The 20,291-nt window shown below is 72.6% G+C and carries 17 protein-coding genes; 4 read left to right on the top strand and 13 right to left on the bottom strand.

What is annotated here, in order from left to right:
• Window positions 1-164 precede the first annotated feature (164 nt).
• On the top strand, window positions 165-1,694 hold the full coding sequence (locus ACH4SI_RS37145) for a peptide MFS transporter (RefSeq protein WP_398303821.1): 1,530 nt from the start codon (window positions 165-167) through the stop codon (window positions 1,692-1,694).
• 158 nt (window positions 1,695-1,852) lie between these two features.
• On the opposite strand, the gene ACH4SI_RS37140 is transcribed toward ACH4SI_RS37145, so the two are convergent.
• The 6 genes from ACH4SI_RS37140 to ACH4SI_RS37115 form a co-directional block, all read right to left on the bottom strand.
• Entirely contained in the window at window positions 1,853-3,208 is a 1,356-nt protein-coding gene (locus ACH4SI_RS37140) for a hypothetical protein (RefSeq protein ID WP_398303819.1), read from the bottom strand.
• Between the two features lie 14 nt (window positions 3,209-3,222).
• Window positions 3,223-4,290: a neocarzinostatin apoprotein domain-containing protein gene (locus tag ACH4SI_RS37135; RefSeq protein ID WP_398303817.1), complete on the bottom strand. Its 1,068-nt coding sequence runs from the start codon at window positions 4,288-4,290 to the stop codon at window positions 3,223-3,225.
• A complete protein-coding gene (locus ACH4SI_RS37130) occupies window positions 4,287-5,174 on the bottom strand; it encodes a hypothetical protein (protein WP_398303815.1) in 888 nt (295 codons plus the stop codon). Before ACH4SI_RS37130 ends, ACH4SI_RS37135 begins: the two co-directional genes overlap by 4 nt.
• A 10-nt stretch (window positions 5,175-5,184) precedes the next feature.
• A complete protein-coding gene (locus ACH4SI_RS37125) occupies window positions 5,185-5,874 on the bottom strand; it encodes an LPXTG cell wall anchor domain-containing protein (protein WP_398303903.1) in 690 nt (229 codons plus the stop codon).
• Between the two features lie 265 nt (window positions 5,875-6,139).
• A complete protein-coding gene (locus ACH4SI_RS37120) occupies window positions 6,140-6,649 on the bottom strand; it encodes an ATP-binding protein (protein WP_398303813.1) in 510 nt (169 codons plus the stop codon).
• A gap of 183 nt (window positions 6,650-6,832) precedes the next feature.
• On the bottom strand, window positions 6,833-7,201 hold the full coding sequence (locus tag ACH4SI_RS37115; protein ID WP_009717368.1) for an STAS domain-containing protein: 369 nt from the start codon (window positions 7,199-7,201) through the stop codon (window positions 6,833-6,835).
• A 252-nt stretch (window positions 7,202-7,453) separates the two neighbouring features.
• Here ACH4SI_RS37115 and ACH4SI_RS37110 point away from each other — a divergent pair, with 252 nt between their 5' ends.
• Window positions 7,454-8,401: an RNA polymerase sigma factor SigF gene (locus ACH4SI_RS37110; RefSeq protein ID WP_398303811.1), complete on the top strand. Its 948-nt coding sequence runs from the start codon at window positions 7,454-7,456 to the stop codon at window positions 8,399-8,401.
• An 80-nt stretch (window positions 8,402-8,481) separates the two neighbouring features.
• On the opposite strand, the gene hutI is transcribed toward ACH4SI_RS37110, so the two are convergent.
• The 4 genes from hutI to hutU form a co-directional block, all read right to left on the bottom strand.
• A complete protein-coding gene (hutI, locus tag ACH4SI_RS37105; RefSeq protein WP_398303808.1) occupies window positions 8,482-9,678 on the bottom strand; it encodes an imidazolonepropionase in 1,197 nt (398 codons plus the stop codon).
• An 86-nt stretch (window positions 9,679-9,764) separates the two neighbouring features.
• Window positions 9,765-11,144 carry a formimidoylglutamate deiminase gene (locus ACH4SI_RS37100; RefSeq protein ID WP_398303806.1) on the bottom strand — a complete coding sequence of 460 codons (1,380 nt, stop codon included), beginning with the start codon at window positions 11,142-11,144 and terminating at the stop codon, window positions 9,765-9,767.
• Window positions 11,135-12,346: an allantoate amidohydrolase gene (locus tag ACH4SI_RS37095; RefSeq protein ID WP_398303902.1), complete on the bottom strand. Its 1,212-nt coding sequence runs from the start codon at window positions 12,344-12,346 to the stop codon at window positions 11,135-11,137. The genes ACH4SI_RS37100 and ACH4SI_RS37095 overlap by 10 nt, the downstream gene beginning before the upstream one ends.
• A gap of 158 nt (window positions 12,347-12,504) precedes the next feature.
• Window positions 12,505-14,166: a urocanate hydratase gene (hutU, locus tag ACH4SI_RS37090; protein WP_398303804.1), complete on the bottom strand. Its 1,662-nt coding sequence runs from the start codon at window positions 14,164-14,166 to the stop codon at window positions 12,505-12,507.
• Between the two features lie 164 nt (window positions 14,167-14,330).
• Between hutU and ACH4SI_RS37085 the strand changes: the two genes are divergently transcribed.
• Entirely contained in the window at window positions 14,331-15,350 is a 1,020-nt protein-coding gene (locus ACH4SI_RS37085; protein ID WP_398303802.1) for a zinc-binding dehydrogenase, read from the top strand.
• An 82-nt stretch (window positions 15,351-15,432) separates the two neighbouring features.
• On the top strand, window positions 15,433-16,806 hold the full coding sequence (locus ACH4SI_RS37080) for a diaminopimelate decarboxylase (RefSeq protein ID WP_398303800.1): 1,374 nt from the start codon (window positions 15,433-15,435) through the stop codon (window positions 16,804-16,806).
• Between the two features lie 199 nt (window positions 16,807-17,005).
• Here the strand turns inward: ACH4SI_RS37080 and ACH4SI_RS37075 are convergent, their stop codons facing one another.
• The 3 genes from ACH4SI_RS37075 to ACH4SI_RS37065 form a co-directional block, all read right to left on the bottom strand.
• The gene (locus ACH4SI_RS37075; protein ID WP_398303798.1) at window positions 17,006-17,569 is read right to left on the bottom strand and encodes a hypothetical protein; all 564 of its coding nucleotides are present in this window, start codon (window positions 17,567-17,569) and stop codon (window positions 17,006-17,008) included.
• A gap of 95 nt (window positions 17,570-17,664) precedes the next feature.
• Window positions 17,665-18,636, bottom strand: a complete 972-nt coding sequence (locus ACH4SI_RS37070) for a MurR/RpiR family transcriptional regulator (protein ID WP_398303796.1) — start codon at window positions 18,634-18,636, stop codon at window positions 17,665-17,667.
• Window positions 18,636-20,216, bottom strand: coding sequence for an aromatic amino acid lyase (locus ACH4SI_RS37065; RefSeq protein ID WP_398303794.1), 1,581 nt, complete (start codon window positions 20,214-20,216; stop codon window positions 18,636-18,638). Before ACH4SI_RS37065 ends, ACH4SI_RS37070 begins: the two co-directional genes overlap by 1 nt.
• Window positions 20,217-20,291 lie beyond the last annotated feature (75 nt).

The following is a 20,291-nucleotide window of genomic DNA, read 5'->3' as shown; positions in this document are numbered from 1 at the left end:
ATGCCCGGGTCCGGACATCGGGAGTCACCCGGGAGTCAGCGGAACGGACGGAGCCGGCAACGACCAGCGATGTTCGGCGGCCCGGCGCTCAGTCACTCCCACGGGCGCTTCTACGCGTGTCGACGCGCGGCAATGCACCCCTGAGCCCTGTAAGGAATCCCCACATGGCGTCCAGCATGTCGAAGGACGCGACCGCGCGGGAGAACCCCGCCAGCGGTGGCAAGACCTTCTTCGGCCACCCGCGCGGCCTCGCCACGCTCTTCATGATCGAAATGTGGGAGCGCTTCAGCTTCTACGGCATGAGAGCGCTCCTCGTCGTCTATCTGATCTCCGGCGGCCCGGACGCCAAGGACGGCGGTCAGGGCGGCGGCCTCGGGATGACCGAGGGCAACGCGGTGGCCATCTACTCGGTCTACCTGGCCATGGTCTATCTGCTGGCCATGCCGGGCGGCTGGGTCGGCGACCGGGTCTGGGGACCGCGCAAGACGGTCGTGGTGGCGTCCGGGATCGTGATGGCCGGGCATCTGGCACTGGCCGTCCCCGGTCAGCCGACCTTCTTCCTCGGCCTCGCCCTGGTCGCGTTCGGCTCCGGACTGATCAAGTCCAACATCTCCACGATGGTCGGCCAGCTCTACGACGGACCGCAGGACCCGCGCCGCGACGGCGGCTTCACCATCTTCTACATCGGCATCAACCTCGGCGCCTTCGCCGCCCCGTTGGTGATCGGCACCGTCGGTCAGTCGTACAACTGGCACCTGGGCTTCGCGCTCGCGGCGCTCGGCATGGCGCTGGGCCTGGTCCAGTTCCTGATCGGCACCCGCCACCTGAGCCCCGAGAGCAGCACGGTGCCGACGCCGCTGGCGGCCGAGGAGCGCCGGTCCTGGCTGCGCAAGGGCCTGATCTGGCTGGCCGTCGCCGCCGTCTTCTACACCGGCGTGGTGCTCAGCGGACAGTGGACGCTCAACTGGGCGCTGGTCCCGATCACCCTGCTCGGCCTGATCATCCCGATCGCGGTGCTGGTGCGGATCAAGCGGGACCCGGAGCTGACCGCGGTCGAGCAGACCAAGGTCAGCGGCTACATCTGGTTCTTCGCGGCCGCCGCCGTGTTCTGGATGATCTTCGACCAGGGCGGCTCGACGATGTCCGCCTTCGCCGAGACCAAGACCGCGGACACGATCTTCGGGCTGGAGTTCCCGTCCTCGTGGTTCCAGTCGGTGAACCCGCTGCTGATCATGGCGCTGGCCCCGGTCTTCGCCTGGCTGTGGCTGTGGCTCGCCCGGCGCGACCGGGAGCCGAACACCACGCTGAAGTTCGCCTTCGGCCTGGTCATGATCGGCATGTCGTTCTTCGTCTTCGTGCTGCCGATGCAGGCGGCCTCGGACGGGACGAAGGTCAGCCCCCTGTGGCTGGTGTCGATCTACCTGGTCCAGACCATCGGCGAGCTGTGCGTCTCACCGGTCGGCCTCTCGGTGACCACCAAGATGGCGCCCGCGAAGTACGCCAGCCAGCTGATGGGCGTGTGGTTCCTCGCCGTCACCGCCGGCGACTGCGTCACGGGGCTGCTGTCCATCGCCGGGGTCGACCTGAGCGGGCCGGGCGTCATCGCGCTGGAGGCGACCGCGGCGGCGCTCGCCGGTGTCGCGGTCTTCATGTACCGCAAGAAGGTCGTGGCGCTCATGGCCGACGTGCACTGAGGCAGGGAACAAGGGCCCGGCCGCCGAACCGACGACGGTTCGGCGGCCGGGCCCTGGCCACAGGCTATGGGGCAGCGGCTGAAGTCCCGCTAACGCAGCGTTGCCCGCAGGGCAGTTCGCCCCGCCGCACGGGGTGGGGCGGGGCGAAGCCGGGTCGTTCAGCGGGTGCCGCGCAGCTTGCGCCACGGGGTGAGGGTGAAGATCGCGCCGCCGAGCAGGATCGTCGTACCGGCGATCAGCCCGAGTGCGGTGAGGCCGCCGTGGTCGTTCGAACCGGTTTCGGCGAGCCCGCCGCTGGTGCCGCTGCCCGAGGTGCCGGTTCCGCCGGAGGTGGAGGTTCCACCGGAGGTCGAGGTACCGCCCGAGGTGCCGCCGGGCTGCTTCGTCGTGTCCAGCTCCAGCGAGGCGCCGGGGTCCTTGGCGGGGGTGCAGGTGGTGGTCGTACCGAGCGCCTTGACCGTCAGCACGCCCGGGGTGAGCGTCGACTTGCCGCTCGCGCCCGGCTTGTAGGTGCCGGTCAGGTCCGGGATCTCGATCGGGGCACCGGACTTGATGGGCTCCTTGTTGGTGGGGCCCGCCACGGACACCGTGCCCTTGTCCGCCCCACCGACCTTGACCGCCATGGACGGCTTGACCGAGTCCGCTGGGATGTCGGCCGGGCTGTCCATCACGGACTTGCCGAACTTCACGGTCAGGGCGAAGCTGCCACCGCTCTTGGCGGCGTCGATGCGGACCGGGGAGGTCGCGGTCTTGTCGCCGATGGGAGTCTTGCAGGCGTACTCGACCTGTACCTCCTTGCCGGTGTACGAATCGCCGCCACCGCCGCCACCGGCGGTGGTGCCGCTGGTGGTCCCGCTGCTGGTGCCGGATGTGGTGCCGGACGTCGTACCGCTGGTGGTTCCGCTCGTGGTGCCCGACGTCGTACCGGATGTGGTTCCCGACGTGGTGCCGGCGGTCGTACCGCTGGTGGTGCCGCCCGACGTGCTGCCGTCCGTCACCTTGATGGTGGCGGCCGCCTTCACGGTCTCCTTCGCCGCGCACTTGGTGTCGGTCGACAGCGGCTTGCTGACGTTGATGTTGTAAGCGCCGGGCGTCAGCGTGACCTCACCGGCCGTCGTCAGCTTCAGCTTGGCCTTCATGTCCGACAGCTTCATCGGGCTGTCCTTGGGGATCGCCGGATTCTCCCGCGGCCCCTCCATGGCCAGTTCACCGGTCTGCGCGCCGCCCACCGTGAGCGTGCCGGTGGGCTTCACCGTGTTCTCCTCGATGTCGAGGATCGGCGGGTTCTTGGAGGCGGCCTGGACCGTCTTCCACACCACCTCGACCTCGTCGCCGACCTTGGCCGTGGCCGGGGCCTGGACGTCCGCGGTCGTGGTGCCCTGCACCGGGGGCAGGCCGGAGATGGGCGGCGGCAGGCATTCGGTCTGGTACGAGACCTCGGCGCCGTAAGCGGTGCTCGCGCCGAGCATCATGCCCGCACCGCCGAGCAGCAGTGCGACGGCGGCCGCACTCACTCTTCGTTGCGTCCTCACGTCGTTCCCTTCGGGTTCGGTCGGTTCTCCTCGGACGGTGCGGAAAGGTGGTGCGTCGGTGTCCCCGGCAGCGTGCCCGGGGTGAACCAGGGCAGGGCGGTGGCCGGGGCGGGCTCGGCCGCCTCGGCCACCTTGGCGGCCTTGGCGGCCTTGGCGGCCTTGGCGGCCGTGGCGGCCGTGGCGGCCGGGGGTGTACGCGGCCGTACCTTGTCCACGACGGCCATGCCGATACGGAAGACCGCCGCCGGGACGACGACGCACAGCAGGATCCAGAAGAGCGTGACGCCCCAGGGCCGCCCCACCCCCCACGGCTGTTCGACGAGCACCTTGCGCCCGTATTTCAGCGACACCTGGTAGTCGCCGTGCGCGCCCGCCGACAGCTCCACAGCCAGCTTGACCTGCGCCTTCTTCCCCGGCTTGAGGGTGCCCCGCCACTGCTGCTCCTCCCAGTCGGGGGCGAAGACGCCGTGCGAGGTGCCCACCTGGAAGACCGGATCGCGGGCCGGGGTCGAGCCGAGATTGGCGACGGTGACGACGAGCCGTCGCTGCGGGGGCGCGCCGAACCAGGTCAGCAGCCCGCTCGCACCGTCGAGCCGCGCGGAGAGCACGCTCAGCCGCTCACCGCCGGTGCGCTGCTCGGGCAGGGGCGCGACGGGATGCCCGGCGACCTTGAACGCCACGTCCGCGGCGGCCGCTTCACCGGTCACGGTCGCGACGTGGACGACGCAGGGGCAGGGCTTGGGCGGCTCGGCGACCGGCAGCTTCCGGCGGAACGTGCCGTCCGCTCCGGTGGTGACCGCTCTGCCGTCGGCGTTGGCGCAGGAGTTGGTGCCGCCGATCATGTTCTGACCGCAGATGAGCAGGGTGAGCAGGGCGCGCGGCCGCCAGCCGGTGCCGCTCACGGTGATCGTGCCGCCCGTACCCGCCTGCTCCCGGGACACCTTCGCGGCCGGGCCGTCGTCGGCCGCGGCGGCGGGTCCGGAGGACGGTACGACGAGGGCGAGCGCGGCGAGCAGGGCGGCCAGCAGCCCGGCGTACCGACGGCGGTTCGTAACGGCGTTCACGCGCGCGCTCCTGACTCCGTGCTGGCCATCCGACTCCGGTTGCGTCTGCGGAACAGCCACGCACCGCCGCCGCCCGCCGCGCCCAGCGCCGTGGCCGCCGCGGCGGCGAGCAGCCACCCGGGTGCGGCGGTGTACTTGGCGGAGGCCACCGCGTGCGCGCCGCCGCGCGCGGTGACGGTGAGCCTCACGTCCACCGCGTCGAGAGCGGGGGCGTCCGGCCAGCGCTCGGTGAGCCGTACCCGCTTGCCCGGCGGCACCTGGACGGGGAGGGTACGGGCGTCCCGGCGCAGCACCGCGCCGAAGAGACCGTCGGCGCGTACGGCGAGCCGTGGCGTCAGCGCGGTGTTGCCGCGGTTGACGACGGCGTAACGGATGGCCGCCCCGCCGCCGCCCCCGGCCCGTACGACCCGTACGTCCTCGACGGAGAGCGCGGACAGCGTCGCCCCGCTGATCCGCAGATGCATCCGTACTTCGCTCCGGTGGCCGCCGCCGGTGACGACGAGCGCGCCGGAGCGGTCGCCGGGCGCGGCGTCGGGCTGCACGGTGACGGTGAAGGGGACGTCGGCGCGGGTGCGGGCCGGGACCTTCACCGTGCGGGCGGAGAACGCGATCCATGTTCCCTCGGCTCCTTGGCCCCGGAGCCGCAGGGTGTGGGCGCGCTTGTCCTCGTTGGTGACCGAGAGCTTGTCCTTCAGGACGGTGCCGGGCCGCCCCTCCAGGTAGAAGTACGGCCGGCCGGCGGCGTCCGGTGCGCTGCCCGCGCCGGGCGCGGGCGCCGCCGACCAGCCGGGCGCGGCGGCAGCGGCGGGCGTCGCGGGCACGCCCAGCAGCAGCGCGGCGGCAGCGGCGCCCGCGCGTAACGCGGCGCCGGTACGGGACGGCATGCCCGCGGCTCTACGGGGTGGCCCGTCGGCGGCGGGTCAGCCAGAGCGCCCCGGCCGCTCCGGTGAGGAGCACCGTGCCGCCGAGGGTGCCGAGCGCGATGGCGGAGTCGGCGGGTCCGGTCTGCGGCAGCCGGCCGCCGCCGGTGCCGCCCGTACCGCCGGTGCTGCTGGTGCCGCCCGTACCGCTGTCCGGGCCGCCCGTACCGCCGCTGCCGCTCGTCCCCCCGGTGGAATCGGAGCCGCCGGAACCGCCCGGGGCCGTGACGTCCAGGGTCAGCGAGGGCTTGGGGCTGTTGCCCGGCGTACAGGTCGTGGTCGTACCCAGCGCCTTGATGGTCAGGGTCGAGGCGGTGAAGGTGACCTTTCCGCTCTTCTTGGGGGTGTACGTGCCCGTCAGCGTGCTGATCCTGATGGGCGTATTGGCGGGGATGGCCTTGTCGTTGGCCGGACCCGACACCGACACCGTGCCGGTCTCCGCACCGCCCAGCTTGATGAGCGCGCTCGGGTGCATGGCCCCCTTGCCCAGTTCCACGGGGCTGGAGGAGACGCCCTTCTCGAAGGACATGGTGAGCTTGTAGCCGCTGCCGCTCGGAACGCCCTTGATGTCGATGGGCGATACGGCGCTTTTGTCGCCGATCGGCGTCTTGCACTGGTAGTTGACGTCCACCGTGGCCGCGTGGGCGGCCGGAGCGGTGAGCAGTACCGCAGAACCGGCCACGGCCGCGGCCAACGTGAGGGCACCGCCGCGGCCGGCCGCACGGCGCTGGGATTGGGACACCTGAGATCCCCTCTCGTCAAGCGCCGCAGCCGAATGTAACTGACGGCACATCAGATCGGGCGCCGACAGTACGCCGGGGACCTTGACGAGGGAAGACAAAGAGCACGCCGAATCGGCGCGAAACGCATGAACGCTACCGGGCGCTCAGCACCCGGGCTCGGGCGGAGAGGGGCCGTGGCCGTGCTCTTCAGGCGGGCGCGGCCAGCTCGGCCCAGACGGTCTTGCCGGATCCCTCCGCGTTCCGCACGACCCCCCAGTCGAGGCACAGCCGCTGCACGATGAACATCCCGTGGCCACCCGGCCGGCCGGCGCGGTGCGGGGTGCGCGGGGCGGGCGTACCGGTGCCGAGGTCCACGACTTCGAGGCGGAGCACCTTCGCGTTGCAGCTGACCCGCAGTTCCTCGGGTCCGTCGGCGTGCAGGCAGGCGTTGGTGACCAGCTCGGAGACGACGAGCAGCACATCCTCCGCGGCGGCCCGCTGGTCGGCGGTCGCGGCCGGAAGCCAACCCCAGTCACGCAGCGCCTCGCGCGTGAAGTCCCGGGCGCGCGGGACGGCGCCGCTGGCCCCGATCAGATGGAGCCTGCGGAGCTGACGGGTCCGCCCAGGGGGTGGAGTGGCCGGTGGGGCAGCCGAAGCGGCAGGGCCGTCCGGATCCGGGCCGCGGTCGCCCGGCGGGTACGGCCGGGTGGTGCTCATCAGCGCTTCACCTCACCGATTCACCGATTCAGGGACAAGGGATACCTGATCTCTTCAACAGTTTCAGCCTGTCTCCTGCCCGGCCAAAGCGTGAGAACACCCACTTCTCCGGTACGGCTCATGTGACGCGGACAACGCCTCGATGACATCCTGCCGAAACACCGGAAACAGGAGTGGCGGAGATCACTCGACAAGCGCTGCGTCGAGGGATTCATGGACCGTAAAGACGGCCTCCGCGCCTGTGATCTCGAACACGCGGGCAACGACCGGCTGCATCCCGGCAAGATGGACCGCCCCACCTTCGGCCTCGGCCTTCAGACGGGCACCGAGCAGCACGTTGAGGCCGGTGGAATCACAGAACTCCAGATGCGAGCAGTCCACGACCAGCCGCACACGACCCCCCTCCACGCACTGCTCCAGCGGTTCTCGCAGCACCTCGGCGGTGTGGTGGTCCAACTCACCCGTCGGTGTCACGACCGCGCTCGCCCCGTGGTGCCGAACCTCGACCTGGAGCCGGCCCTTGCTGGCGCTGCCGACCATCCCGCGGTCCATGTGCGCACCTCTTCTGGCGTCTCGTTGCTTTCGATTGCGCGCAATGAACCTTACGCCTTTGACCGGTACTCCGGTAGCCGAACATTTCGCATAGTTCGGCAAATATGGACAACGTGGACTTGCCACGCACCAGCGAATACGGGTAGGCGTAGTAGGGACACACCCGAACACGGCCCGGCTTTGGAGGCGCCGCTCACCGGAGCAGCACGTCATGGCATCGGCAGCCATATGCCGAGAACGACGGAGGAGACTATGTCACCCCAGCTCGACGACTCGCGTACCGACCCGTCTTGGAGTACCAGGGCCACCGTCTCGTCGACTCACGCACCCGAACAGTTCGTCACTGATGCGGATGCCCAGGCGATCGCCGGATATTCCTACGATGAACTGGCCGAATTGTCTGATCTGCCGGAAATCCCGTCTTTTGAGACGGTGAGTCCGGTCGACGCGAGGGCCCTCTCGAAGACGCTCTTCGAACGCATCGAGGTACTCGAAGAAGGCACCCACGAGTACGCCTACGTCCGGAACACCCTGGTCGAGCTGAACCTGGCACTGGTCAAGTTCGCCGCCTCCCGCTTCCGCTCGCGCAGCGAGCCGATGGAGGACATCGTCCAGGTCGGCACCATCGGCCTCATCAAGGCCATCGACCGGTTCGAGCCGGGCCGTGGCGTCGAGTTCCCCACCTTCGCGATGCCGACCATCGTCGGCGAGATCAAGCGCTTCTTCCGGGACACGAGTTGGTCCGTGCGCGTTCCCAGGCGGCTCCAGGAGCTGCGGCTGGACCTGGCCAAGGCCGGTGACGAACTGGCCCAGCGGCTCGACCGCGCGCCGACCGTCGGCGAGCTGGCCGCGCGCCTGGACATCACCACCGCCGAGGTCGTCGAGGGCATGGCCGCGAGCAACGCGTACACCGCCAGCTCGCTGGACGCCCAGCCGGAGGAGGACGACTCCGAGGGCGCGCTCGCGGACCGCATAGGGTACGAGGACCACGGGCTCGAGGGCATCGAGTACGTCGAGTCCCTGAAGCCGCTCATCGCCGATCTGCCCGCCCGGGACAAGCAGATCCTCTCCCTGCGCTTCGTCGCCAACATGACGCAGTCGGAGATCGGCGAGGAACTGGGCATCTCCCAGATGCACGTGTCCAGGCTGCTGTCGCGCACCCTCCGTCGGCTCCGCAAGGGGCTGATGATCGAGGAGTAACGCTTCCGCAGACGGATAAGGGCCCGCCCCCCGCTTTCCGGGACGGGTCCTTATTCGTGTCCTGATCCCCTGACAGGCGGTCAGACGAGCGTGCCGGCCCGCCAGACCGCCGAGATCAGCGGTACGCCGGGGCGGTACGCGAGGTGGACGTGCGAGGGCGCGTCCAGCAGCGCGAGGTCGGCCCGGGCGCCGGGGGCGATCCGCCCCACGTCGTCGCGGCGCAGCGCCCGCGCCCCGCCCGCGGTGGCCGCCCAGACCGCCTCGTCCGGGGTCATCCCCATGTCCCGTACGGCCAGGGCGATACAGAACGGCATCGAGCTGGTGAAGGACGAGCCGGGGTTGCAGTCCGGCGACAGCGCGACCGTGGCGCCCGCGTCCAGCAGCCGGCGCGCGTCCGGATACGTCGCGCGGGTCGAGAACTCCGCCCCGGGCAGCAGGGTGGCGACCGTGTCGCCCTGCGCCAGGGCGTCCACATCGGCGTCGGTGAGATGCGTGCAGTGGTCGGCGGAGGCCGCGCCCAGTTCGACGGCGAGCTGCACGCCCGGGCCGTACGAGAGCTGGTTGGCGTGGACGCGCGGGATGAGCCCGCGCTCCTTCCCCGCGGTGAGGACGGCGCGGGCCTGGTCGCCGTCGAAGGCGCCCCGTTCGCAGAAGACGTCGACCCAGCGGGCGTGCGGGGCGCACATGTCGAGCATCGGGCCGGTGACGAGGTCGACGTACGCGGCCGGGTCGTCGGCGAACTCGGGGGCGACGATGTGCGCGCCGAGGAACGTCACCTCGTCGGTGTGGGCGGCGGCGATGGACAGGGCGCGGGCCTCGTCCTCCGAGGTCAGGCCGTAGCCGGACTTGATCTCCAGGGTGGTGGTGCCCTGGTGCAGGGCCTCCACCACATAGCGGGCGACGTTGGCGTTGAGCACGTTGTTCGAGGCGGCGCGGGTGGCGGCCACGGTGGTGCGGATGCCGCCCGCGGTGTAGGCCCGGCCGGACATCCGGGCGTTGAACTCCTCGGTGCGGTCGCCCGCGAAGACCAGGTGGGAGTGGGAGTCGACGAAGCCCGGAATGGCGGCCCGGCCCGCCGCGTCGACCCGGTTGTCGGTGGCGGGTGCTTTGCTTGTCTCACCGACCCAGGCGATGCGGTCACCGTCGATGACGACCGCCGCGTCCTGGATCAGACCGAGGGGGCCTTCGCCGAGGGAGGGGTCGTTGGTGACGAGGCTGGAGATGTGGATGAGGGCCGTCGTGGTGGGGGTCGTGACCGTGTCGGTTGCGGTGGTCATGGTGGGGGCGTTCTCCTTGATCAGCCGGCTCGGCCTGGCCGGCCTGGTCAACGTGATCGGCCTGGCCGGCCTGGTCAGCCTGGTCGTCAGCCGTGCAGAGCCGCGATGGCTTCGGCCAGTGCCTCGGGGACGCGCGGGACGAGCTGGTGGGCCCCGTCCCGTACGACATGGCGGCCGCCGACCACGGTGTGCCGGACGTCCGCGTTGGTCGCCGCGAATATCGCCGTCTCGGCGCCCAGCCGGGGTGGCGGCCCCGCCGTGCGGACCGAGTCCAGCGCGATCGTGGTGAGGTCGGCGAGCGCGCCCACCTCGATCCGGCCCGTGTCCGCGCCCCAGCCGAGCGCCGCGTGACCGTCGGCGGTGGCGGCACGCAGCAGCTGGGCGGCGGTCCAGTGGCCGCGGGTGCGGGTGTGCAGTCGCTCGTCCAGCTCCATGGCGCGGGCCTCTTCGAGGATGTCGATCACGGCGTGGCTGTCGCTGCCCAGGGACAGCGGTGAGCCCGCCCGGCTCAGCTGGGCGGCCGGGCCGATGCCGTCGGCGAGGTCCCGTTCGGTGGTCGGGCACATGCACACGCCGGTGGCCGAGTGGCCCAGCAGCCGGATGTCGCCGGGGGTGAGGTGGGTCGCGTGCACGGCGGTCGTGCGCGGGCCCAGCACCCCGTGGTCGTCGAGCAGCCGGGTGGGGGTGAAGCCGTGGGCCTCCACGCAGGCGTCGTTCTCGGCGGTCTGCTCGGAGAGATGCACATGCAGGGGCGCCGCCTGCCCCTCGGCCCAGCCGGAGACGGTCGCGAGCTGATCGACGGGGACGGCCCGCACCGAGTGGATGGCGGCGCCGATGCGGGTGTTGCCGTCGCCCTTGAGCGCGGAGACCCGCTCGGCCCAGGCGTCCGCGGTGCCGTCCGAGAAGCGGAGCTGGTGCTGATCGGGCTCCGCACCGAAACCGGAGGACAGATAGCAGGTGTCGAGGAGGGTGATGCGGATACCGGCCTCGGCCGCCGCCGCGATCAGGGCCTGCCCCATGGCGTTGGGGTCGGCGTAGCGGCTGCCACCGGGTGCGTGGTGGAGATAGTGGAACTCGCCGACGCAGGTGATGCCCGCCATGGCCATCTCGGCGTACACGGCACGGGCCAGATCGAAGTAGCTGTCCGGGGTGAGCCGGTCGGCCACCTCGTACATCAGCGTGCGCCAGGTCCAGAAGGAGTCCGGCGCCGCGCCGTCCGCCGGGTTCGCCGACGCGCCCGCCTGCACGATGCCGCGCAGGGCCCGGTGGAAGGCGTGGCTGTGCGCGTTGGCCAGGCCGGGGACGGTCAGCCCGCGCAGGGTCACGGACCCGGCCGGATGTGCGCGGCTCCTGGGCCGCACGGCCTTGATCCGCCCGTCCGTGGCCACCACGATGACCACGTCCGGCACCACCTGGCCGTCCAGCCAGGCGTACTCCGCCCAGTAGGTCTGCGCCGTCAGTGACACGCCAACCCCTCCAGTACCTGCGCGAGCGCGGCCACACCGGCGAGGCAGTCATCCTCGCCCGCCGTCTCCGCGGGTGAGTGCGAGACGCCGGTGGGGTTCCTTACAAACAGCATGGCGGTCGGAACCGACGCGGACAAAATGCCCGCGTCGTGCCCGGCGCCGGTGGGGAGGACCGGGACGCCGCCGAGCAGGCCCGACAGCTGGTCACGCAGGTCGTGGGCGAATTCCACGATGGGCGTGAAGGACTCCCGGGTGACCTTGACGTCCACCCCGTCGCGCTGCCCGCGCTCGACCGCCGCGCGCTCGATCTCGCCGACGACGGCGGCCAGGGTCTCCTCGTCGGGGGCCCGGGAGTCCAGCCAGCCGCGCACCAGGCTCGCGATCGCGTTCACCCCGTTCGGCTCGACGCCGACCTTGCCGAAGGTCGCGAGGGCCCCGGCCAGACGGGCCTTCTTGCGGGCCGCGAGGACCGTGTTCGCGTACGTGAGCATGGGGTCGCGGCGGTCGTCCAGCCGGGTCGTCCCGGCGTGATTGGCCTCGCCGTGGAAGTCGAACCGCCAGCGGCCGTGCGGCCAGATCGCGGAGGCGACGCCCACGGGGGCGTTCCCCGTGGCGGAGCCACTATCGGACAGCGTGCCCAGGGCCCGGCCCTGCTCGATGTGCAGCTCCACGAAGGCGCCGATGCGGGCCAGCCGCTCCGGGTCCGGCCCGATGGCGTCCGGGTCGTACCCGGCGCGCTCCATGGCCTGGGGCAGCGTGACGCCGTCCGTGTCCCGGAGGGCGTGCGCCCGGTCCTTGTCGAGCTGCCCGGCGGTGAGCCGGGAGCCCACGCAGGCCAGCCCGAAACGGGCGCCCTCCTCGTCGCCGAAGTTGACGATGGCGAGCGGCTTGGCGGGCGTGGCCCCGCGGGCGCGCAGCTCGTCCAGGGCGGCGAAGGAGGACACGACGCCGAGGGGGCCGTCGAAGGCGCCGCCGTCGGGGACGGAGTCCAGGTGGGAGCCGGTGACGATGGCGTCTCCGGCTTCCGGGTCGCCGAGCCAGGCCCACTGGTTGCCGTTGCGGTCCAGCTCGTAGGTCAGGCCGCGGGTTTCCGCTTGTGCCTGGAACCAGGCGCGGCAGTCCGTGTCGGCGCCGGTCCAGGCGTAGCGGCGGTAGCCGCCGGATTCCGCGTGGCGGCCGATCGGGGCGAGGTCGCGCCACATCTCGTGGAACGACGCGCCGGTCGTGGGGGGTGTGCCCACTGTGGTCTCAGCCTCCGTTTCGTGCGCGGGTGCGGACCGGTGGGTGGGTTGTGCCCGCCCGTCCCTCCCCCAGCTACCGCTGGGAGGTGCCTCCTCAGCGGGACGATTGCCCACAACGGTCACTCTCCCGACTCCCTCATCGGGATGCGGACGTCGCGTTCGGCGGCCACCTCGTCGGCGCGGTCGTAACCGGCGTCCACGTGGCGGATCACGCCCATCCCCGGGTCGTTCGTCAGGACGCGGCGGATCTTCTCGGCCGCCAGCGGCGTGCCGTCGGCCACCGTCACCTGGCCCGCGTGGATCGAGCGGCCCATGCCGACCCCGCCGCCGTGGTGGATCGAGACCCAGGAGGCGCCCGAGGCGACGTTGACCATGGCGTTCAGCAGCGGCCAGTCGGCGATCGCGTCCGAGCCGTCCAGCATGGCCTCGGTCTCGCGGTACGGGGAGGCCACCGAGCCGCAGTCCAGGTGGTCGCGGCCGATGGCCAGCGGCGCGGCGAGCGTCCCGTCGGCGACCATCTCGTTGAACCGCTCCCCCGCCTTGTCGCGCTCGCCGTAGCCGAGCCAGCAGATGCGGGCGGGCAGCCCCTGGAAGTGGACCCGCTCCCCCGCCATCTTGATCCAGCGGGCCAGGGACTCGTTCTCCGGGAAGAGGTCGAGAATCGCCTTGTCCGTCGCCGCGATGTCCTTCGGGTCGCCGGACAGCGCCGCCCAGCGGAACGGGCCCTTGCCCTCGCAGAACAGCGGCCGGATGTACGCGGGGACGAAGCCGGGGAAGGCGAAGGCGCGCTCGAAGCCCGCGAGCTTGGCCTCGCCGCGGATCGAGTTGCCGTAGTCGAAGACCTCGGCGCCCGCGTCCATGAAGCCGACCATGGCCTCCACGTGCCGGGCCATCGCCTCGCGCGCCCGCTGGGTGAAGTCGGCGGGCTTTTCGGCGGCGTACGACGCCATCTCGTCGAAGTCCACGCCGATCGGCAGGTACGACAGCGGGTCGTGGGCGCTGGTCTGGTCGGTGACGATGTCGATCGGCGCGTTCATCGCGAGCAGCTGCGGGACCAGCTCGGCCGCGTTCCCCAGCACGCCGATCGACAGCGGGCGGCGGGCGTCGCGCGCCTCGGTCGCAAGCTGGAGGGCGTGGTCCAGGCTGTCGGCGCGCACGTCCAGGTAGCGGTGCTCGATACGGCGGTCGATGGCGCGCGGGTCGCAGTCGATACAGATCGCGACGCCGTCGTTCATGGTGACCGCGAGCGGCTGGGCGCCGCCCATGCCGCCGAGGCCGGCGGTGAGGGTGATCGTCCCGGCGAGGGTCCCGCCGAACTTCTTCTCCGCGACGGCCGCGAACGTCTCGTACGTGCCCTGGAGGATGCCCTGCGTGCCGATGTAGATCCACGAGCCCGCGGTCATCTGGCCGTACATGGTCAGGCCCAACGCCTCCAGGCGGCGGAACTCCTCCCAGTTGGCCCAGTCGCCGACCAGGTTGGAGTTGGCGATCAGGACGCGGGGCGCCCATTCGTGGGTCTGCATGACGCCGACCGGACGGCCCGACTGGACGAGCATCGTCTCGTCCTGCTTCAGCGTGCGCAGCGTACGGACCATGGCGTCGAACGAACGCCAGTCGCGGGCCGCCTTGCCGGTGCCGCCGTAGACGACGAGCTTGTCGGGGTGCTCGGCCACCTCCGGGTCGAGGTTGTTCTGCAGCATCCGCAGGGCGGCCTCCTGCTGCCATCCCCGGGCGCTCAGCTCCGTACCTCGCGGGGCCCGTACGGGTCGCGGTCCTGACATGGGCCGTGCCTCCCTGTCGTCTACTGGATCGAGTTATTCACATCTTGACTGTGATGAATATAGCTAGTCAATAGGGGCGACTGTGGCATACACCCGGGTGGTTCCCCGGAGGCGTGTGGACAGGCCGCGCGGTCGGCGTCCGCGCCAGGACGTAGCGTCCTGCCGTGTCCCTGCCCGCCACCCACCGCGAGGTGCGCCTCGCCGCCCGCCCCGACGGTCCGCTCACCACCGGCCACTTCGAGGTCACCACCGCCCCGCTCCCCGTGCCCGGCCGCGGCCAGGTGCTGGTACGGAACCGGCTGATGAGCGTCGCCGCCGCCATGCGCCCGCTCCCCGCGGCCGTCCCCGAAGCCCTCGGCCTGCCGCAGCTGCGGAGCCGGGTCGGCGACGTCATGCGGGGCCCCGCCCTCGGCGAGGTGATCGTCGCCCCGCCCGGCACCGGCCTGACCACCGGCGCCCTCGTCCGCCACCACTCCGGCTGGCGCGAGTACGCCGTCCTCGACGCGGCCGAGGCGCCCCCGCTCGACCCCGACGCGCTGCCCGACCCCGCCGCGTACCTCTCCCAGGGCTTCACCGCCTGGCTGGGCGTGGTGCGCGGCGCCGGGGTACGGCGCGGCGACACGGTGTTCGTCACCGGCGCGGCGGGCGGGGTCGGCACCCTGGCCGGACAGTTCGCGCGGCTCCACGGCGCCGCGCGGGTCATCGGCTCCACCGGCTCCCAGGCGAAGGCCGACCGGCTCGTCGCGGAGCTGGGCTACGACGCGGCCGTGATCCGCGGCGCCGCCCCCATAGAGGAGCAGCTGCGCGCGGCGGCCCCGGACGGCATCGACGTCCTGTTCGACACCGTCGGCGGCGAGCAACTGCGCGCCGCCCTCGCCCTGGCCCGCCGCAAGGCCCGCTTCGCCATCGTCGGCGCGCTCGCCGCCCAGCTGTCCGACGACGCCCTCGCCACCACCCCGATCAGCACCCTCGCCCTCATCGCCCGCGGCATCACCCTGCGCGGCATCAGCGCCTACGATCACTCGGACGCCTTGCCGACGTACGTGCGCGAATTCGGCCGCGCGCTGCGCGAGGGTGCCATCACCTACCCCCACACCCGCCTGACCGGCATCACCCAAGCCCCCCGCGCCCTGGTCGAGTTGCTGGAGGGCCGCCACCTGGGCGCGGTGCTGGTGGAGCTGTGAGCGGGGCCGCGGCCCCGACTCGCCCCTCACCCGCGCACCGTCGGCCTGGCCCACCGCCCCGCCCGGGTGGTTGGCTGAGGTCATGACTGCGAACCCGGCTTCGGCCCCGATCCCGATCCCGGTCCCGGCCGGCGCCGTCGAGCGACGGGAGCGGGCCGTGCGTGCCGCCATCGAGCAGGGGCTGCTCGGGCCCGAGCAGCCCGTCGTCGGGCTGCTCGACGTCACCGGCATCCGCGCCGCCGCGGCCGAGCTGCGCGCGGCCTTCGACGAGGTCGTGGCGCCCGGCACGCCCGTGCTGCACGCCTTCGCCGTGAAGGCCGCCGCGCTCGTCCCCGTCCTGCGGCTGCTGGCCGACGAGGGGCTGGGCTGCGAGGTGGCCAGCCCCGGCGAGCTGGCCCTCGCCCGGGCCGCCGGTCTCGGCCCCGGCCGCATCGTCCTCGACTCGCCCGCCAAAACCCCCGCCGAACTACGCGAAGCCCTCGACCTGGCCATCGCCGTCAACGCCGACAACCCGCAGGAGCTGGCCCGCCTCGACGCGCTCGTCAACGGCACCCGTTCCCCGCTGGGTCTGCGGGTCAACCCGCAGGTCGGCGGCGGCAGCATCGACGCGCTCAGCACCGCCACGGCCACCTCCAAGTTCGGGGTCGCCCTGCGCGACGTAGGGGCGCGCGACTGGGTCGTGCGCGCCTTCGCCCAGCGCCCCTGGCTGACCCGGCTGCACGCCCACGTCGGCTCGCAGGGGTGCCCGCTGGAGCTGATGGTGGCGGGCGTCCAGGCCGCGTACGAACTCGCCGAGGAGATCAACGAGACCATCGGCCGCCGCCAGATCGACACCCTCGACATCGGCGGCGGCCTCCCGGTGAACTTCACGTCCGACGAGGTCACGCCCAGCTACCACGAGTACGCGCGACTCCTGAAAACCACGGTCCCCGGTCTCCTCGACGGGCGGTACGGCCTGGTCACCGAGTTCGGGCGGTCGCTGATCGCCAAGTCGGGGGTGGTGCTGGCGCGCGTCGAATACGCGAAGTCCGCCGGCGGCCGCCCGATCGCCGTGACCCACGCGGGCGCGCAACTGGCCACCCGTACGGTCTTCGCCCCCACCTCCTGGCCCCTGCGAGTCGCCACGTACGACGCGGAAGGCCGCCCCAAGCCGACGGGCCCCGGCGGCCCGGTCACCCAGGACATCGCGGGCCCTTGCTGCTTCGCGGGCGACCTGGTGGCCGAGAACCGCGCCCTGCCGGAGCTGGCGGCGGGAGACCATGTGGCGCTGCTGGACACGGGGGCCTACTACTTCTCGAACCACTTCGCCTACAACAGCCTGCCCCGGCCGGGCGTGTACGGGTACGCATCCAGTAACGACGGCGTCCGCTTCGCGGAGGTCCGGAAGCCGCAGACGGTGGCAGAGATCGTGGCCGAGAGCGGCGGCGCGGAGGCCGAGGGCCTGACGGCCCTGTAGGGCGGGGAGCCGCCAACGGCGGGAGGGGCGGGGTCGCAGGGGTGGGGTCCTGGACGCTGACGTGTACGTGTGGCGCCGATTGGCCGACGTTCACACCACGCTTCGCCTCGGCGGCGCCGTAAATATACGGTCCAGGGCCCTGCCCCGGAGGCCCCGCACCGGCACCACCCACCGCACCCATCGCGCACCCCGAAAAACCTCACCGCTTCGCGCCGCCCGGCCCCGCGTCCCCCGCCGCCGGGCCCGTCGTCTCGTAGGCGCGGACGGCGGGGCCCGCCGGGCGGCCCCGGGGGACCCAGTCCGTCCGGACCCACAGCAGGGCGCCGTGCGCGCGCTCCCAGCGGCCCAGCCACAGCGCCTTGGCCCACAGCCCGGCGCCGAGGCCCGCCAGCAGCAGGCCGCCCGCCGCCGGGACGGCGAAGGACGAGCCGACGGCGGCCAGGAAGGCCAGGAGCAGCCACCACCGCAGGGCACGGCGGCGGTTCCGCAGGGTCACCGCGCGGTCCTGGAGGAACACCGACGTACCCGCGCGGGTGGCCTCCTGGGCCAGCGTCAGATACCGGCCGCGCCGTACGACGAGGACGGCGGCGGCCGCGAGCAGGAAGAGCGCCGCCCCCGCCGGCAGGCCGATACGGCGTCCGGTGAGGCCGGGGATCAGCATTCCGATGCCCGCGGCCAAAAGGCCCGGCCACCACAGCCATCCGGCGGGGGCCCGTACGATCACGGCGACCCGTATCAGCGCATGTGTCCCGCGTCCTGCCACTGCCGACCTCCTCGACGTCTCAGGCCATCGAGCGAGGACTGTAGTCAGGTCGGCTGAGAATCAGGTGAGACGGGACGACTCCAGCCCGCAGGGACCTACTCGACGAACAGACCGCGCGCGGCGGCCCGCGCGTCGAACTCCTCCAGCCGCGCCTGCGCGTCCGGCAGCGCGTCGCACATGGCCTCCAGCAGCACCCGCCCCAGCAGCATCGGCGCGCAGGCGGTGTCGAAGGCCAGCCCGGTCCCGACGGCCGCGGGCAGCAGCAGATCGCTGTGGCGGGCGACCGGGGCGAAGGTGCTGTCGGCGACGGTGACGACGGTCAGGCCGGTTTCGCGGGCGTACTCCAGACCCTCCACCACCTCCCGCGGATGGCGCGGCAGGGCGAAGCACAGCAGGGCGGTGGCGCCCGCCCGGTGGGCCGCGTCGATGCGGTCGGCGAGCATCGTGCCGCCCTCGTCCAGCAGTCGGACGTCGGGGTGGACCTTGCGCGCGAAGTACGTGAAGCCCCTCGCCTGGGCGGAGGCGGCGCGCAGGCCGAGGACCGGCAGCGGGCTGGACGCGGCGAGCAGCCGGCCGGCGCGGAGGACGGGTTCGGGGTCGGCGAGCAGGGCGGCGAGGTGGCGCAGGTTGTCGATCTCGGACTGCACGGCCTGCTGGTACGAGTTGTACGCCCCGTCCCCCGCGGCCCGTTCGTCGGCGGCGGGCGCGACGTCGCGCAGGTGCTTGCGCAGCGCGGGGTAGCCGTCGAAGCCGAGCGCGACCGCGAAGCGGGTCACGGAGGGCTGGCTGACCCCGGCGAGTTCGGCGAGTTCGACGCTGGAGAGGAACGGGGCGTCGGCCGGCCGCCGCACCATGCAGTGGGCGATGCGGCGCTGGGTGGGGGTGAGGCGGTGGCCCTCGAACAGGGCCTGGAGGCGGGCGGCGCTCCCGGCACCCGTCACATGAGCCACATCCGCCGCACCGGCCACGTCCGCCGCCGCTCCGGCCACGTCCACCGTCGCTCCGGCCACATCCGCCGCCGCACCGGCCACATCCGCCACGTCCGCCGCCCCGTTGTCCGTACCCATCAGTCCTCCTGACCCTCAGCACACTCACGAGCCTCAGCAGGCTCAACGCCCTCGCACACCTCGGCCAGCGGATCCAGCAGACCCACCGCGTCCGCCACATCCTCCGTCAACGGCCGGTCCTCCATCCGCGGATCGAGAACTTCCGCCGCCAGCGCGTAGGCGGCGGCCGCCGGCACCCCCGGCTCCGGTTCCATGCCGCGCTGCCGCAGCGCACGGACCGCCGCGACCAGTTCGCAGGCCAGCACCTGCCGGTAGTGGTCGGCCACCCGCAGCGTCTGGCGGGCGCCGAGCGAGGCGAAGCTGGCCTGTTCCTCGACACCGCGCGAGAGCACGGCGTGGCCGAGGGAGGCGGGGTGGGAGACGGCCCGCATCTCACCGAGGGCCGCGCCCGCCGCGTACTCCAGGATCATGACGCCGGAGCTGGCGGGCGCGGGGTCGCCGAGGAAGGGGCGGAGCCGGGTGAAGTCGGGTTCGCTGAGCGCGGCGAGCCGGGCCGTGGACAGCCGCGCGGTCTGCAGGGCGGCCAGCCGGAAGTGGTCGAGGGCGAGGGCGGCGTGCGCGGCGTAGAAGTTGCCGTTGTGGTACGCGGCCTCGTCCTCGGAGCTGATCAGCGGGTTCTCGGCGGCCGCGTTGACGTCGACGTTCAGCACCCGCTCCAGCGCGTCGGCGGCGTCCAGCGCCGGGCCGTGGATCGCCGGCAGGCAGCGGAAGCCGTACGGGTCCTGGATGCGGCCGAGCGGCGGGGTGGGCCGGGCCGGGGCGCCGATGAGGGCGCGTACGAGGGCGGCGGCGTGGATCGAGCCGGGGTGCGGGCGGGCGCGCTGGACGGGTTCGGCGTACGCCTCGTACGAGCCGCCGACCGCGATCAGCGAGAGCGCGGCGACGGCGAGCGAGGCGGACAGCAGCCGCCGCAGGTCGGCGAGGGCGAGCGCGGACTGGCCGAGGGTGAGGGCGTTGCTGCTGATGAGCGCGAGGGCGTCGTTGCTGTCGAGCGTGATGGGGTCGGGGGCCCGGCCGCCGGGGGCGGCGTCGGTGAGGTCCCAGGGGTGTTCGCCGACGAGGGCGAGCCCGGCCTGGGCGAGCGCGGCGATGTCGCCGGTGCCGACCGCGCCGAACTCGTTGACCACGGGATGGACACCGGCGTCCAGTGCCTGGACGAGGGACGTGACGACGGAGGGGCGCAGCCCGGCGCCGCCCGCGAGTATCTGGTTGGCGCGGACGGCCATCATGGCGCGGACCTCGCGGCCGGGCAGCGGACTGCCGATGGCCCCGGCGTGGCTGCGCAGCAGCCGCAGGCCGTGGTCGGCGCCGGGGCCGACGTCCTCGGTGCGGTTGGCGCCGACGCCGGTGGAGCGGCCGTAGACCCGTCCGGTGGCGGCGAGCCGGTCCGCCGTCTCCCAGGCGCGTTCGACGAGGGCGAGGGCGGCGGGGTCGGGGGCGGCGGGTAGGTTTCTGCGGTCGGCCAGACGTACGACATCGGCGACGCGCAGGCCGCGGCCGTCGAGCGTGATCCGCGGCGCGGCGGCACCGGCGCCACTCAGGTCGGCGCGCGCCGTCGAATCCAGCATGTGAGACACCATCCAGGGCAACCCCTCTCGAACCCGCCCTTTCGGGCTAGCCGCCAAGCGCTTTCGTCCCATATTGCGAGCAGAAGT

Source organism: Streptomyces sp. NPDC021212 (genome assembly GCF_044332925.1).
In the GTDB taxonomy this organism is placed as follows: Bacteria; Actinomycetota; Actinomycetes; order Streptomycetales; family Streptomycetaceae; genus Streptomyces.
This window is presented reverse-complemented; position numbering and strand designations above follow the sequence as displayed.